This is a genomic window from Streptomyces netropsis (assembly GCF_014203545.1).
Lineage (GTDB): Bacteria > Actinomycetota > Actinomycetes > Streptomycetales > Streptomycetaceae > Streptomyces > Streptomyces netropsis.
On the sequence record NZ_JACHJG010000005.1, the window covers coordinates 258,860 to 273,257 of the forward strand.

Here is a 14,398-nt window from a genome sequence, read left to right on the forward strand (position 1 = left end):
CAGGGTTTTGGCGGGGGTTGTGCGGCTGGGGAAGGCCTCGGAACCGGCTGCGGCACGGGCGGAAACGGCACCGCCAAGCCCCCGAAAACCAGGCGTCGTGCCCCCGATACGCCCCCGAAACGCGCCCTGTCCGCCGCGAAACCCTCACATGCGGCCGGGGCGGCTCCGCGGGCGGACGTCCTACCCGGCGGCTCCCCCGGCGCACCCGGGGCGCCTCGCGCCGTCGGCCGTGCGCACGCACCGGACGCCGCTTGCCGACCCACCGAGATCCGCCGGACAGCCCCTAGGCGGCCGCCGCCGGGGCCAATAACCCCCGTACGTCCGCCGCTTCCGACGAACCGAGCTGCTCGAAGATGGCCAGTGCCTCCGCCCAGCAGGCGTGGGCGCGGCCCGGCTGGCCCAGGGAGTCGAGGCAGCGGCCGAGGACGGTCAGGACGTTGCCGCGCCGCCACTCCCCGCCGATGCCGCGCAGCTGCGCCAGGGCCTGCTCCGCGTGGGCCGCCGCCTGGGCGGGCTTGCGGACGGCGAAGTACAGCTCGGCCATCCGGAAGAGCGTCATGCCCTCCCACAGCCGCTGCCGGTTGTCCCGGAAGACCGGCAGTGCCTCGGTGAGCTGCGCGAGGGCCTCGTCGTACCGCCCGGCGCGGGTCAGGGCCACGCCGTAGGCGTAGAGGCCGTTGGCGTGCCGCCAGGAGACGTTGATCTCGCGGTAGATGGCGAGCGCCTGCTCGGCGAGGCTGACCGCGGACTGGATGCGGCCCATGTCCAGGTGCGTCCGGGAGAGGTTGCTGAGCGCGCTGGCCTCGCCGGGGCGGTTGCCGTCGGCGCGGAACGCGTCGAGGGCCTGGCCGATGTAGGCCTCGGCGTCCTGGTGGCGGTGCTGGTAGATGGCGATGATGCCGCGGTTGTTCGAGGCGTAGCAGCTGGGAATGGGGTCGCCGCAGGCGCGGCCGAGCAGTACGGCGTGCCGGGCCTGTTCGTCGGCCTGGTCGAACCGGCCCGCCAGGCTGTGCACATGGGTGAGCACGGTCCGCGCGCGCCCTTCCGCCCGCCCGTCGCCCGCGGCCTGGGTGGCGGCCAGCAGGTCCGTCGCGGCCTGCTCGTACTGACGGGAGTCGGCGCCCGACTCGGCGAGGTCCTTCGCCGCGAGGAGCAGGTCGACGGCGCGGCGCAGGGTGAGGCCGGCGGTGTTCGCGTGCTGCCGTACGCAGGCGAGCAGGCAGCCGGCCTCGGCGAAGAGCCAGTCGCTCGCCGCTCCCCGGTCCGTGAACGTCAGGCCCGGGTGCGTGGTGGGCGTGAGGTGGGCGAGGAGCTGGTCGCCGGGGCGCTCGAGGACGTACACGCCGGCCGCCGTGGCCAGGTAGAAGTCCAGCAGGCGGGACATCGCGGCGTCCCGTTCGGCGGGCGGCTGCTCGTCGCGCTCGGCGCATGCACGCGCGTAGAGGCGCAGGAGGTCGTGGTAGCGGTAGCGGCCCGGAGCCGCGGATTCGAGGAGCGAGGTGTCGACCAGCGATTCCAGCAGTTCCTCGGTGGCGTCGGGGTCGAGGTCGAGTACGGCGGCCGCGGCGGCGAGGGAGATGTCGGGGCCGTCGGCGAGGCCGAGGAGGCGGAAGGCGCGGGCCTGGGCGGGCTCCAGCTGGCCGTAGCCGAGCTCGAAGGTGGCCTTGACCGCGAGGTCGCCGGCCCGGAGCTCGTCCAGCCGGCGGCGCTCGTCGCCGAGCTTGCGGGCCAGGACGGAGACGGTCCAGGTGCGGCGGGCGGCCAGCCGGGAGGCGGCGATGCGGATGGCGAGCGGCAGGAAGCCGCAGGCGGCGACGACGTCCATGGCGGCGTCGCGCTCGGCGCCCACGCGCTCCGTGCCGACGATGCGGGTGAAGAGGACGAGTGCTTCCTCGGGGCTCATCACGTCGAGGTCGACGAGGTGGGCGCCGGCGAGGTCGACCATGCGGCTGCGGCTGGTGACCAGCGCCGCGCAGCCTTCGGTGCCGGGCAGCAGCGGGCGGACCTGGGCGGCGTCGCGGGCGTTGTCCAGCAGGGCCAGCACCCGGCGTCCGTCGAGGGTGGAGCGGAAGAGCGCGGAGCGCTCCTCGACGCCGTCCGGAATAGCGGAGTCGGGGATTCCGAGGGCCCGCAGGAAGGAGCCCAGCACGGCCTCCGGCTCGGCGACCACGGGCCCGGTGCCCTGGAGGTCCACGTACAGCTGCCCGTCCGGGAAGTGGTGGCGGGCGGCGTGGGCGACGTGCACCGCCAGCGTCGTCTTGCCGACGCCGCCGATGCCCGCGACCGCGGAGACCGCCATGACCCGGCCCTCGGCGGTGGCGAGCTGGTCGCTCAGCTCGTGGACGAACGCGGTGCGGCCGGTGAAGTCGGAGACGGTCGCCGGGAGCTGGGCGGGGCGGACGAAGGTGGGCCCGGCGGTGGGGCGGTCCTCCGCGGTGAAGTGGATGTTGAGGTCGGTGTCGGCCTGGAGGATGCGCTGCTGGAGTTCGGAGAGCTCGGCGCAGGGGTCGACGCCCAGCTCGTCGGCGAGCAGCCGACGGGTGTCGGCGTAGACCGCGAGGGCCTCGGCCTGGCGGCCGCTGCGGTAGAGGGCGAGCATCAGTAGCTCGCGCAGCCGCTCGCGCAGCGGGTGCGCGGCGGTCAGGGCGGTCAGCTCGGAGACGGCCTCGGCGTGGCAGCCGACCTCGAGGTCCAGGTCGAGGCGGGTCTCCAGCAGGGTGAGGCGCCACTCCTCCAGCCGGGTGCGCTGGGTGTCGGCGTACGGGCCGGACAGGCCCGCGAGCGGCTCGCCGTCCCAGACGTCGAGCGCGTCGTTGATGAGCCGGCGGGCGCCGCAGCGGTCGCCGGCGGCGCGGGCCTTCTCGGCTTCGGCGGCGAGCTGCTCGGCGGTGTCGATGTCGAGGCCGCCGGCGCCCACGCGTATCGCGTAGCCGCCGGACTCGCTGACCAGGGCGTCGGCGTCGGGTCCGAAGGCCTTGCGCAGCCGGGAGGCGTACGTCCGCAGGGCGGCGAGGGCGGCGTGCGGGGGTTCCTCGCCCCAGAGGGCGTCGACCAGTTCGGGCGCGGTGGCGGTGCGGCCGCCGCGCAGCAGCAGCGCCGCGAGGAGCGCCCGCTGCTGGGGTGAGCCGCTGTGCAGCAGTTCGTCGCCGCGCCAGGCGCGGACGGGCCCGAGCACGGTGAAGCGCAGCTGCTGCCCGTGCCCTGTGTCGCCGGCCATCGTGACCCCCTGTGTCCTGCTCGGTCGCACCGGCCAGTCTGCCTTGTTCGGGGCCTCTACGTCAGCAGGGGTCCGGCCTCTCCACAAGGCCTGCCAAGGACCACCTCACCACATAGCTGACGGGTCGTCAGTTCAGCGCTAACGTGTCGGCCATGGAGAGCTTCCCGAAGATAATCTCGGTGGACGACCACACGGTCGAGCCCCCCAACGTCTGGCGGGACCGACTTCCGACGAAATTCCACGACGTCGGACCCCGGATCGTGCGGGCGCCGATGAAGGAGCTGACCTTCGTGGGCGGCAGGTTCGCGCCGAAGATGGGCGCCCCCGGGGACGACGGACCGGTGGCGGACTGGTGGGTCTATGAGGATTTGCACCGTCCTCTCACACGGCTTGATACCGCCGTCGGATACTCCAGGGATGACATCAAGCTCGAAGGAATCACCTACGAGCAGATGCGGCCGGGCTCCTACAGCGTGCCGGAGCGGCTGGCCGACATGGACGTCAACCACGTGCAATCGGCGCTCTGTTTCCCTACCTTTCCGCGCTTTTGCGGGCAAACCTTCACCGAGGCGCGCGACCGCGAACTGGGGCTGCTGGGCGTACGGGCCTACAACGACTGGATGGTCGAGGAGTGGTGCGGCCCCCAGGCGCACGGCCGGCTGATCCCGCTCACGCTCGTACCGCTGTGGGACGCGGAGCTGGCCGCCGAGGAGGTGCGCCGCAACGCCGCGCGCGGGGTGCGGGCCGTCTGTTTCTCCGAGATACCGCCGCACCTGGGGCTGCCGTCCGTCCACACCGACGACTGGGACCCCTTCCTGCGCGCCTGCGACGAGACCGGGACCGTCATCGCCATGCACATCGGATCCTCCTCGCGCATGCCGTCCACCTCCGCCGACGCGCCGCCCGCGGTGGGTTCGACCATCACCTTCGCCAACTGCTGCTTCTCGATGACCGACTGGCTGATGTCGGGGAAGTTCGACCGTTTCCCGCACCTCAGGATCATGTACGCCGAGGGCCAGATCGGCTGGATCCCGTACATCCTCGAGCGCGCGGACGTGGTCTGGGAGGAGAACCGGGGCTGGGGAGGCGTCGCCGAGAAGGTGCTCCGCCCGCCGTCCGAGCTGTTCGCCGAGCACGTGTACGGCTGCTTCTTCGACGACGCCTTCGGTCTGCGCAACCTCGACGCCATCGGGGCCGGGAACGTGCTGTACGAGACCGACTACCCGCACTCCGACTCCACCTGGCCCAGGTCGAAGGAGATCGGCGAGGAGCAGATGGGGCACCTGGCGCCCGAGGTCGTCGAGCGCATCGTGCGGGGCAACGCGATCGACCTGCTGGGGCTCACCCCGGAGGGCCTGTGGGCGGGAGCGGGCCGTGCCTGACACGGCGCTGCCGGGCGGCGGGCCCGGCCGCCGCCACGGACTGCGCGTCCTGCCGCCGGACCGGCTGGCGTACGGCATGCAGCTGCCCGTCCAGTCGCAGAGCACCCTCTACGCCGAGCCCTGGGAGGCCGCCGCCGGGCCCGCCGAGCTGCTGGAGATCGCCCGGGCCGCCGACCGGCTCGGTTTCGCCTACCTCGCGACCTGCGACCACGTGGCCGTCCCCGCACGGCTCGCGGCCACCATGGGCACCGTCTGGTACGACCCCGTGGCCACCCTCGCCTTCCTCGCCGCCGTCACCGAGCGGACCCTGCTGATGAGCCATGTGGCCGTCGCCGGGCTGCGGCACCCGCTGGTCACCGCGAAGCAGTACGCGACGGTGGACCGGCTCTCGGGAGGGCGGCTGGTCCTCGGGGTCGGTGCGGGTCACGTCGAGGAGGAGTTCGCGGCGCTGGGCGCGGACTTCGGGCGGCGCGGGGCGGTCCTGGACGAGACGATCGACGCGCTGAAGGCGGCGCTGGGCCCGGGGGAGTTCCCCGAGTTCCACGGCGAGCGGTTCTCCTTCCGCGGCCTCGGGCAGGCCCCGCGGCCGGTGCGGACGCCCCGGCCGCCGCTGTGGGTGGGCGGCTCCTCTCCCCCCGCCCTGCGCAGGGCGGCGCTCAGGGGCGACGGCTGGCTGTCGCAGGGCGACCGCCGCGAGCAACTGCCCCATCAGGTGGCCCGGCTGCGGCGGCTGCGCGCGGAAGCGGGGAAGGACGGGCCCTTCGCGATCGGAGCCATCACCGAGCCGCTGTACGTGGGCGCGCCCGGCTGGGACACCGGCCCGCGCACGCTGACCGGGGAGCCGGAGGCTCTCGCGGAGTCGCTGCGCGCCTACCGGGCGATCGGCGCCGACCAGATCCAGGTGCGGTTCCGCTGCCGGGACCTGCCCGAACTCCTCGACCAGATGGCGGGCTTCGCGGATGCCGTGGCCCCGCACCTCGACGACTAGGGCGTGTCCGGCGCGCTGGCCCTGCCGGGCCGTGGCGTGGACACCTCCGCTGCGCGGGCGGTGTCCACAAACTCCCCCAGCTACCGCTGGGAGGTGCCCCCCCAGCACAGCAGCCCGTCCGGCGCTTGAGGACGCGCCCGCAGGGCGCCGGCCGCCGCAGGCGGCACGAAACGGCGGGTGAGCCGCCGACCAGGATCGAAAGGGGACGTCCCTCATGGGCAAGCTGGACGGGCGCGTCGTGCTCATCACCGGCGCGGCGCGGGGGCAGGGCGAGTGGGAAGCGCGGCTCTTCGCTGCCGAGGGGGCGCGGGTGGTCCTCGCGGACGTCCTGGACGACGCGGGCACGGCCGTGGCGAAGGACCTCGGGGAGGGCGCCCGCTACGTCCACCTCGACGTGGGTGACGAGGCGGACTGGGTGGCGGCCGTCGCCCTCGCGAAGGAGACCTTCGGCACGCTGGACGGGCTGGTCAACAACGCCGGCATCCTGCGGTACGGGGAGCTGGAGGGCACCTCCCTCACCGAGTACCAGGAGGTCGTCCGGGTCAACCAGATCGGCCCGTTCCTGGGGATGCGGACCGCGGCGCCCGAGCTGGCGGCGGCGGGCGGCGGGACGATCGTCAACACGGCCTCGTACGTGGCCATGGCGGGCATGGCCACCCTCACCGCCTACGCGGCGACCAAGGCCGCCGTCGTCGCGATGACCCGGGTGGCGGCGCTGGAGCTGGCGGGCCGGGGCATCCGGGTCAACGCGCTGTGCCCGGGCGGCATCGACACCCCGATGACGAACCCGGGCGGTGACGGGGCGGCGGGGCTGGAGGAGATGTTCCGCAAGCTGGTGCCGCTGGGGCGGCCGGGGCGGCCGGAGGAGGTGGCGCGGGCGGCGTTGTTCCTGACGTCGGACGACTCCTCGTACCTCACCGGGCAGCCGGTCGTCATTGACGGCGGCTGGCTGGCGGGGGTGCCGCTCCCCTCATGACGAGGGCCCGCCCACAGGTCCGCCGGGACCCCGTCCGACCGTCTTGACGGCCTGTGCCACCGGTGCCAGAGTCTGCGTACCTGACGATGCGTCAGAATCACAGGGACGGTGAACCTCCGTGGAATTCGGGATCTTTGTGCAGGGATATGTGCCGGCGAGCCGTTCGGCGGCCGACCCCGGGGCCGAGCACCACGCGCTGATGGAGGAGACCGAGTACGTCATCCAGGCGGACGCGTCGGGCTTCAAGTACGCCTGGGCCTCCGAGCACCACTTCCTCGACGAGTACTCGCACCTCTCCGCCAACGACGTCTTCCTCGGCTACCTCGCGCACGCGACCGAGCGCATCCACCTCGGCTCGGGGATCTTCAACCCCCTGCCGCAGGTCAACCACCCCGCCAAGGTCGCCGAGAAGGTCGCCATGCTCGACCACCTCTCCGGCGGGCGGTTCGAGTTCGGATCCGGGCGGGGCGCGGGCAGCCACGAGATCCTCGGGTTCCTGCCGGGCATCACCGACATGAACCACACCAAGGAGATCTGGGAAGAGACCATCGCCGAGTTCCCCAAGATGTGGCTCCAGGAGGAGTACGAGGGCTTCCAGGGCACCCACTGGTCCCTGCCCGCCCGCAAGATCCTGCCGAAGCCGTACGGGCCGTCCCACCCGGCGATGTGGTACGCCGCCGGGTCGCCGTCCTCGTACGCCATGGCGGGGCGCAAGGGGTTGGGCGTGCTGGGCTTCAGCGTGCAGAAGGTCTCCGACATGGAGTGGGTCGTCGAGTCGTACAAGACGGCGGTCGGGCAGGCGGAGGCCGTCGGGGCCTTCGTCAACGACAACGTGATGGTGACCTCGACCGCGATCTGCGCGGAGACGCACGCCAAGGCCGTCGAGATCGCGGTGAGCGGCGGGCTGAACTACCTGCAGTCGCTGCTCTTCCGCTACCACGACACCTTCCCCCGGCCCGACGGCATCCCCGAGTGGCCGGAGCTGCTGCCCGAGTACACCGAGGAGATCATCGAGCTGCTCATCGCGGAGGAGCTGATGATCTGCGGTGACCCGGACGAGGTCTTCCGCCAGTGCAAGCGCTGGGAACAGGCGGGCGCGGACCAGCTGTCGTTCGGGCTGCCGATCGGCGTGCCGTACGAGCACACGATGGAGACCATCCGGCTGATCGGGGAGCACGTCATCCCGAAGATCGACACGGACCCCGTGCACCGCACGACGCGCTTCCGCCAGGCCGCCGGGTCCTGAGCGGACGCCCACGCGCACCGGGGCGGCGCCTCCCGGGCCGCCGCCCCGGCCCTTCCCGCCACGCGCGCGTGCCCGGCGCCCACGCACCGGAAACCGTCCCCGGCCCGCTCGGCGTGCCCGGCCCTTCTCGCCCTCTGACCGTCGGCAACGTCCGCCCCGGACCGCAGAGAGGACCCGCCATGCTCGACCACCTGATCCGGCGCGCCACCGTCGTCGACGGCACGGGGGCGCCCCCGTTCGTCGCGGACGTCGGCATCGAGGACGGGCGGATCGCGGTGGTCGGCACGACGGCGGTGCCCGGCGGCCGGGTGAACCGCCGGGCACGGACCGAGGAGGACGCGACCGGGCTCGTCCTCGCACCGGGGTTCGTCGACCCGCACACCCACTACGACGCGCAGCTCTTCTGGGACCCGTACGCCACCCCGTCCATGAGCCACGGCGTCACCACCGTCGTCGGCGGCAACTGCGGCTTCACCCTCGCCCCGCTCCACCCCGGCCGCCCCGCGGACGCCGACTACACCCGGCGGATGATGAGCAAGGTCGAGGGCATGTCGCTGACGGCCCTGGAGGAGGGCGCGCCCTGGACCTGGTCGTCCTTCGGCGAGTACCTCGACGCCCTGGACGGGCGGATCGCCGTCAACGCCGGGTTCATGGTGGGGCACTGCGCGCTGCGCCGCCATGTGATGGGTCCGGCGGCCGTGGGCGGCAGGCCCGACGCACAGCAGTCGAAGCAGCTGCTCACCCTGCTCCACGAGGCGATGGACGCGGGCGCCTGGGGGCTCTCCACGACCCAGTCGACCACCCACACCGACGGGGACGGCCGGCCCGTGGCCTCCCGGCACGCGCTCCCCGAGGAGCTGCTCGCCCTGTCCCGGGCCGTCGGCGAGCACGAGGGCACCCAGATCGAGGCCATCGTCACCGGGTGCCTGGACCGGTTCGCGGACGAGGAGATCGACCTCCTGGTGGGGATGACGGCCGCCGCCGGCCGCCCGTTGAACTGGAACGTCCTCACCATCGACGCCGCCGTCCCCGAGCGCGTGCCGCGCCAGCTCGCCGCGGCCGCGCGGGCCCGCGCGGCGGGCGGCCGGATCGTCGCGCTGACCATGCCGATCCTGACGCCCATGAACATGTCGCTCGGCACCTTCTGCGCCCTGAACCTCATCCCCGGCTGGGGCGAGACCCTGGCCCTGCCCGTGCCGCGGCGCATCGCCAGGCTGCGCGAGGCGTCCGTCCGGGCGGAGCTGCTGCGGTGCGCGCACAGCGAGGAGGCCGGGGTCTTCCGGCGACTGACCGACTTCGGGCGGTACGTGATCGGCGATACGTACGCGAAGGAGAACGAGGGCCTGACCGGCCGGGTCGTGCGCGACATCGCCGCCGAGCGCGGCACGGACCCTTTCTCGTGCCTGGTCGACATCTGCGCCGCCGACGAGCTGCGCACGGTCCTGTGGCCGATGCCGACGGACAACGACCCCGCCAGCTGGGAGCTGCGGCGGCGCACCTGGGAGCACGAGGACGTGCTGCTCGGCGGCTCGGACGCGGGGGCGCACCTGGACCGGATGTGCGGGGCGCCGTACACGACGCGCTTCCTCGGGGACTGTCTGCGCGGCCGGAAGCTGGTGCCCCTCGAGCGGGCCGTGCGGATGCTGACGGACGACCCGGCGCGGCTGTTCGGGCTGCGCGGCCGCGGCCGGATCGCCCGGGGCTGGCACGCGGACCTCGTGCTGTTCGACCCGGACCGGATCGACGCGGGCCCGGCCACGCTCGTCCACGACCTGCCGGGGGACGGCCCCCGGCTGGACGCCCCGGCGCGCGGGGTGGTCAGCGTCCGCGTGAACGGCGTCGAGACGGTGCGGCACGACGTGACGACGGGCGCGGTGCCCGGGGTGGTGCTGCGGTCGGGGCGGGACACGGAGACGGTGGGGACCACTCACTGAGACGGCCGGGGCTCCCGCACCGGGCACGGGAAATTTTCGAACCAGGACAAAAGGTGCGGCGCTACGGTTCCCGTAATCCGGTCACCTCCGGCTTACCCCTTGGTGTTACCTCCCGTAACCCGCTGTTCGCCTTCCTTTGCCAGGTCAACTCCGCCAACCGGCTTATAGGTTCAAGGCGCTCCCCCTGGACGGCGACCCTCCGGATGCGGAAACAGCAGCACTTAACGTCCTGCCCATGGTTCAGGTACATCCACGGCCCCGGGCCGGAGACACGGTAATGAGCGTCGCCGGAAGCGGTGTTGATCAAGCCGGTGACGCGGGAGACGTGCGCACCAAGGGCCTCAGCGGCAATTCCGTCGGGCTGCTCGGCAGCGCCGTCATCGGCATCTCCACCGTCGCGCCCGTCTACTGTCTGACCTCCACCCTCGGCCCGACCGTCGGCCAGGTCGGCGTGCAGATGCCCGCCGTCTTCCTGGCCGGTTTCCTGCCGATGCTGCTCGTCGCCTTCGCCTACCGCGAGCTGAACAAGGCGATACCCGACTGCGGCACCTCGTTCACCTGGACGGTGCGGGCCTTCGGCCCCCGCGTCGGCTGGATGTGCGGCTGGGGCCTGGTCATCGCGACGATCATCGTGCTGTCCAATCTCGCCGGTGTCGCGACGTCCTTCTTCTATCTGCTGCTGGGCGAACTCACCGGCAGCGAACGGCTCGCCGCCCTGGACGACAACCGGCCCGTCCAGGTCCTGACCTGCCTCGTCCTCATCGCCGTCGCGACCGCCATCAGCTATCGCGGCATGACCGCGACCAAGGGCGTGCAGTACGCGCTCGTGGGGCTCCAACTGGCCGTGCTCGCCGTGTTCATCGCGATGGCCGTGTCCAAGGCCCGCTCCGGCGACCTGCCCGGCTCCATCGACTTCTCCTGGTCGTGGATGAACCCCTTCGCCGTGCAGTCCTTCGCGGCCTTCACCGCCGGACTGTCCCTGTCCATCTTCATGTTCTGGGGCTGGGACGCCTGTCTGACGGTCAACGAGGAGACTGAGGGCAGCGCGAAGACCCCCGGCCGGGCCGCGCTCGTCGCCATGGTCGTCCTCGTCGGCTCGTACCTGCTGACCGCCGTCGCCGCCCAGATGTTCTCCGGCGTCGGGGACAAGGGCACCGGCCTCGGCAACCCCGAGACCTCCGACAACGTCTTCGCGGCACTCGCCGACCCCGTCATGGGCACGGCGCTGGGCGTCCTGCTCTTCGTCGCCGTCCTCGCCTCCGCCGCCGCCAGCCTCCAGACCACCTTCATCCCGGTCGCCCGCACGGTCCTGGCGATGAGCACCTACCAGGCGCTGCCGCCCTCCTTCGCGCGCATCCACCCGCGCTTCAAGTCCCCGGGCCTCGCCACCGTCGCGGCGGGCGTGGCCACCGGCGTCTTCTACGCGGTGATGAGCTTCCTCAGCCAGAACGTCCTGATCGACACCGTCTACGCCCTCGGTCTGATGATCTGCTTCTACTACTCGATCACGGCCTTCGCCTGCGCCTGGTTCTTCCGCGCCGAGCTGCGCCGGTCGGCGCGCGACGCGTTCTTCAAGGGCGTCTTCCCGGTGCTGGGCGGGCTGCTGCTGGCGGCCGTCTTCGGCAAGACCCTGTACGACATGTGGGACCCCTCCTACGGCAGCGGCAGCTCGGTCCTCGGCGTCGGCTCGGTCTTCGTCATCGGCGTGGGCCTGCTGCTGGTCGGCGTGGTCATCATGCTGGTGATGCGGCGCCGCAGCCCCGCCTTCTTCCGGGGCGAGGTGCTGACCCGGTCCACCCCGGCCCTGGTCGTGGAGGACTAGGGCCCGGCCGGCGGCTTCGGCTGCGGGCCGTTGTGCCGCCTGCGGCGGGGCGCCCTGCGGGTGCGTCCTCAATCGCCGGACGGGCTGCTGTGCTGTGTCCTCAAGCGCCGGACGGGCTGAAATCAGCCCGTCCGGCGATTGAGGACGAAACGGCGGGTGAGCAGCCCGCCAAGACCAGCCGGGCGGGCTACGGCCCCAGGAAGACCGGATTCGTCAGCGCGGCAAGCGCCCCCGTCCCGCCGTCGGCGGGCGGATGACGGACCTCCGCCCGGACGTACGCGGCGTACGAGGCGGTCGTCCGCCATTCCACCTTCCCGTCGGCGGGCACCGGGGTGGTGAACAGCCGGCCCTGATCGGTGACGAACGAGGCGGAACAGCCCGCCGCCCCGGTGACGTCCAGCCGCACGGTGACGGGCGCGTCCCGGTCCACGCGCAGCCGCTCGCCGATGCCCGCGTGGGCGCCGCGCCCGCCGGAGGCGGAGAAGGACAGGCCGACGGCCGAGGACTCGGCGATCCAGCAGCGGCCGGCCCGGATGCCGGCCAGCAGGGCCGTCCGGGACAGCTCCTCGGCCAGGACGACGGTCTGCGGGTGCCCGACGACCTGCGGCTCGCGGTGGGCGTCGCTGTTGCCGACGGCGGGCAGCCAGGGCCTGCCCCGCCGGACCGCGGCGACCAGGGCGTTGTCCCACTCCGCGAGGGCGATCTCGTCGTCCGGGGTGTACGGGCCGTTCCAGACCTCCACCGCGTCGGCCTCGTTGAACCCGAACTTCCAGTTGCAGCCGACGCAGGTGGCGTGCGGGTGGGCGGGGACGACGAGGCCACCCGCCTGGCGGATCCGGCGGGAGAACCGGCCGAAGGCGTTGTCGCGGGCCCGGTAGCGCCAGTCGACGAACACACCGGGATCGATGCCGAGCGCCACGACGTGGCCGTTGCGGGTCGTCACCTCCTCGCCGGTGAGGACGAGGAAGTCGTCCGCCCACAACCCCTCCCACGCGCCGTGCGACGACGTGGTGTTGTGCTCGGTCGTCGTGATCCAGTCCAGCCCCGCGGCCCGCGCCGCCGCGGCGATCTCGGCGGGGGTGCGCTTGCCGTCGGAGTGCACGCTGTGCAGGTGGTTGTCGCCCCGGTACCAGGCGCGGCCGCGTCCCTTGGCGCGCTGCGGCGGATACACCGGCGCCGGGGTGCGCCCCGGCGGCCCGTACCGCAGGGTGACCGTCACCTCGTACGCCAGGCCCTGCGGCGCCACCGTGTACGGGCCGAGGACGACGTGCCAGGTGCCGGGCCCGACCGGGCCCGGCAGATAGCCGGGGGTGGCCCGCTCGGCGCTGATCGCGAACTCCGTGCGGGCGCCGCCCGACCAGCCCCGGAAGCCCGGCCCGCCCAGCTCCGTGCCGCGCTCGTCGAAGATGCCGATGTCGCAGGCGTTGCCCTGGACACCGGCCGGTACGGCGGGTCTGTCGTACGTGTAGGAGACGGCGATCTCACGGACACCGCGCGGCACTTCCACGGGGAGGTGGACGAAGTCGGGCGCACCGGTCGGCAGCCGGCCGGTGACCTTGCGGGTCTCGGACGCGGGACCGCCGCCGGCCCCCTCGGGCGCGTCGGCGTGGGCGAACGTCACGCCGTCGAGCGTAAGCACGCCGGCCGCGCCCGCGACAGCCGCCATCCTGAGCATTTCGCGTCGGTGCATCCGTGCCCCCTGGGTCGGAAGGGTCGCCCCGTCATCGTTGTACGCCCGGGTGGCGCACAGGGGAACGGGTACGGACGGGTGAGTTGCGGCGCGCGGTCGGCCGTGGGAGGCCGCGGCGGCCGGTCGTTGCGGCCGTGTGTCCGTCGGCTGTCGACCGCTTGTCGCGCGGACCGCCGGGGGGTGGTAGAGCATACGGTTGGGACACGCCACGACGGAGGTGCCACCGCATGCGGATCGCCACCACGATCTTCCTCACCGACGAGACGATCAGCCCGGTCCGGCTCGCCCGGGAGCTGGAGCAGCGCGGCTTCGCCGGTCTCTTCCTGCCCGAGCACACCCACATCCCGGCCAGCCGGGACACCCCGTGGCCCGGGGGCGACCCGTTGCCGCGCGAATACGGCCGGTCCCTGGACCCGTTCGTCGCGCTCGCGCAGGCCGCGGCCGTCACCGAGCGGCTCGCGATCGGCACGGGCATCACGCTGGTGGCCCAGCACGACCCGATCGCGCTCGCCAAGCAGGTCGCCTCGCTCGACTTCCTGAGCGACGGCCGGCTGACCCTCGGCGTCGGCTTCGGGTGGAACGTGGAGGAGGCCGCCGACCACGGCGTGGAGTGGGGATCGCGGCGGCGGCTGGTACGGGACCGGATGGCCCTGATGCGCGCGCTGTGGACCGAGGAACCGACGCCCTACGCGGGCGAGTTCGGCTCCGTCCGGGCGAGCCTCGCGCACCCCAAACCCGTCCGGGCGCCGCGCTCCCGGGAGGGCGCGGAGCCGCTCGTGGGGCCGCGCACCCTGATCGGCGGCGGTGCCGGGCCGGGCCTCTTCGCCCACGTCGCGGAGTACGCGGACGGCTGGCTGCCCATCGGCGGCGGCGGGCTGAGCGAGGCGCTGCCCGCGCTGCGCAGGGCATGGCGGGCGGCCGGGCGGCCCGGGGAACCGGTGGTCGTGCCGTACGCCGTGCACCCCTCGGCCGAGAAGCTCGCGCACCTCGCGGACCAGGGCATCGAAGAGGTCGTGGTGGGGCTGCCCGCGGCCGACGACGCGGTCGTGGTGCGGGCCCTGGACGCGCTGGCCGAATTCCTCTAGGCCGGGCGGGCCCCGAGACCCCTGCCCCGCCCGCGAGTCGGGACGGCGCCCCTGGTCA

General features: G+C 73.2%; 9 protein-coding genes. 7 read left to right on the forward strand and 2 right to left on the reverse strand.

All coding sequences use genetic code 11. From position 1 onward, the window contains the following. Positions 1-283 precede the first annotated feature (283 nt). The gene (afsR, locus tag FHS38_RS14695) at positions 284-3,247 is read right to left on the reverse strand and encodes an SARP-family global regulator AfsR (protein WP_466984019.1); all 2,964 of its coding nucleotides are present in this window, start codon (positions 3,245-3,247) and stop codon (positions 284-286) included. Between the two features lie 122 nt (positions 3,248-3,369). Between afsR and FHS38_RS14700 the strand changes: the two genes are divergently transcribed. From FHS38_RS14700 to FHS38_RS14725, 6 genes are all read left to right on the forward strand, one after another. After that, positions 3,370-4,599, forward strand: a complete 1,230-nt coding sequence (locus FHS38_RS14700; protein WP_184733969.1) for an amidohydrolase family protein — start codon at positions 3,370-3,372, stop codon at positions 4,597-4,599. 76 nt (positions 4,600-4,675) lie between these two features. Further along, positions 4,676-5,587: a TIGR03619 family F420-dependent LLM class oxidoreductase gene (locus FHS38_RS14705; RefSeq protein WP_184734177.1), complete on the forward strand. Its 912-nt coding sequence runs from the start codon at positions 4,676-4,678 to the stop codon at positions 5,585-5,587. A 214-nt stretch (positions 5,588-5,801) separates the two neighbouring features. Then, entirely contained in the window at positions 5,802-6,563 is a 762-nt protein-coding gene (locus FHS38_RS14710) for an SDR family NAD(P)-dependent oxidoreductase (protein ID WP_184733970.1), read from the forward strand. Positions 6,564-6,681: 118 nt separating this feature from the next. After that, complete coding sequence (locus FHS38_RS14715) at positions 6,682-7,809, forward strand: LLM class flavin-dependent oxidoreductase (protein ID WP_184733971.1); 1,128 nt, start codon at positions 6,682-6,684, stop codon at positions 7,807-7,809. A gap of 179 nt (positions 7,810-7,988) precedes the next feature. Next, entirely contained in the window at positions 7,989-9,743 is a 1,755-nt protein-coding gene (locus FHS38_RS14720; RefSeq protein WP_184733972.1) for an N-acyl-D-amino-acid deacylase family protein, read from the forward strand. A gap of 235 nt (positions 9,744-9,978) precedes the next feature. Next, the gene (locus tag FHS38_RS14725) at positions 9,979-11,565 is read left to right on the forward strand and encodes an APC family permease (RefSeq protein WP_184733973.1); all 1,587 of its coding nucleotides are present in this window, start codon (positions 9,979-9,981) and stop codon (positions 11,563-11,565) included. Between the two features lie 187 nt (positions 11,566-11,752). Here the strand turns inward: FHS38_RS14725 and FHS38_RS14730 are convergent, their stop codons facing one another. After that, the gene (locus FHS38_RS14730) at positions 11,753-13,255 is read right to left on the reverse strand and encodes a CehA/McbA family metallohydrolase (RefSeq protein WP_184733974.1); all 1,503 of its coding nucleotides are present in this window, start codon (positions 13,253-13,255) and stop codon (positions 11,753-11,755) included. A gap of 227 nt (positions 13,256-13,482) precedes the next feature. Here FHS38_RS14730 and FHS38_RS14735 point away from each other — a divergent pair, with 227 nt between their 5' ends. Further along, complete coding sequence (locus FHS38_RS14735; RefSeq protein ID WP_184733975.1) at positions 13,483-14,340, forward strand: TIGR03619 family F420-dependent LLM class oxidoreductase; 858 nt, start codon at positions 13,483-13,485, stop codon at positions 14,338-14,340. Positions 14,341-14,398 lie beyond the last annotated feature (58 nt).

What these genes read in the sequence shown, in the direction of transcription:
- FHS38_RS14700 (WP_184733969.1), top strand. Translation starts at nt 3,370, where the DNA reads ATGGAGAGCTTCCCGAAGATAATCTCGGTGGACGACCACACGGTCGAG.
- FHS38_RS14705 (WP_184734177.1), top strand. Translation starts at nt 4,676, where the DNA reads ATGCAGCTGCCCGTCCAGTCGCAGAGCACCCTCTACGCCGAGCCCTGG.
- FHS38_RS14710 (WP_184733970.1), top strand. Translation starts at nt 5,802, where the DNA reads ATGGGCAAGCTGGACGGGCGCGTCGTGCTCATCACCGGCGCGGCGCGG.
- FHS38_RS14720 (WP_184733972.1), top strand. Translation starts at nt 7,989, where the DNA reads ATGCTCGACCACCTGATCCGGCGCGCCACCGTCGTCGACGGCACGGGG.
- FHS38_RS14725 (WP_184733973.1), top strand. Translation starts at nt 9,979, where the DNA reads ATGGTTCAGGTACATCCACGGCCCCGGGCCGGAGACACGGTAATGAGC.
- FHS38_RS14730 (WP_184733974.1), bottom strand. Translation starts at nt 13,255, where the DNA reads ATGCACCGACGCGAAATGCTCAGGATGGCGGCTGTCGCGGGCGCGGCC.
- FHS38_RS14735 (WP_184733975.1), top strand. Translation starts at nt 13,483, where the DNA reads ATGCGGATCGCCACCACGATCTTCCTCACCGACGAGACGATCAGCCCG.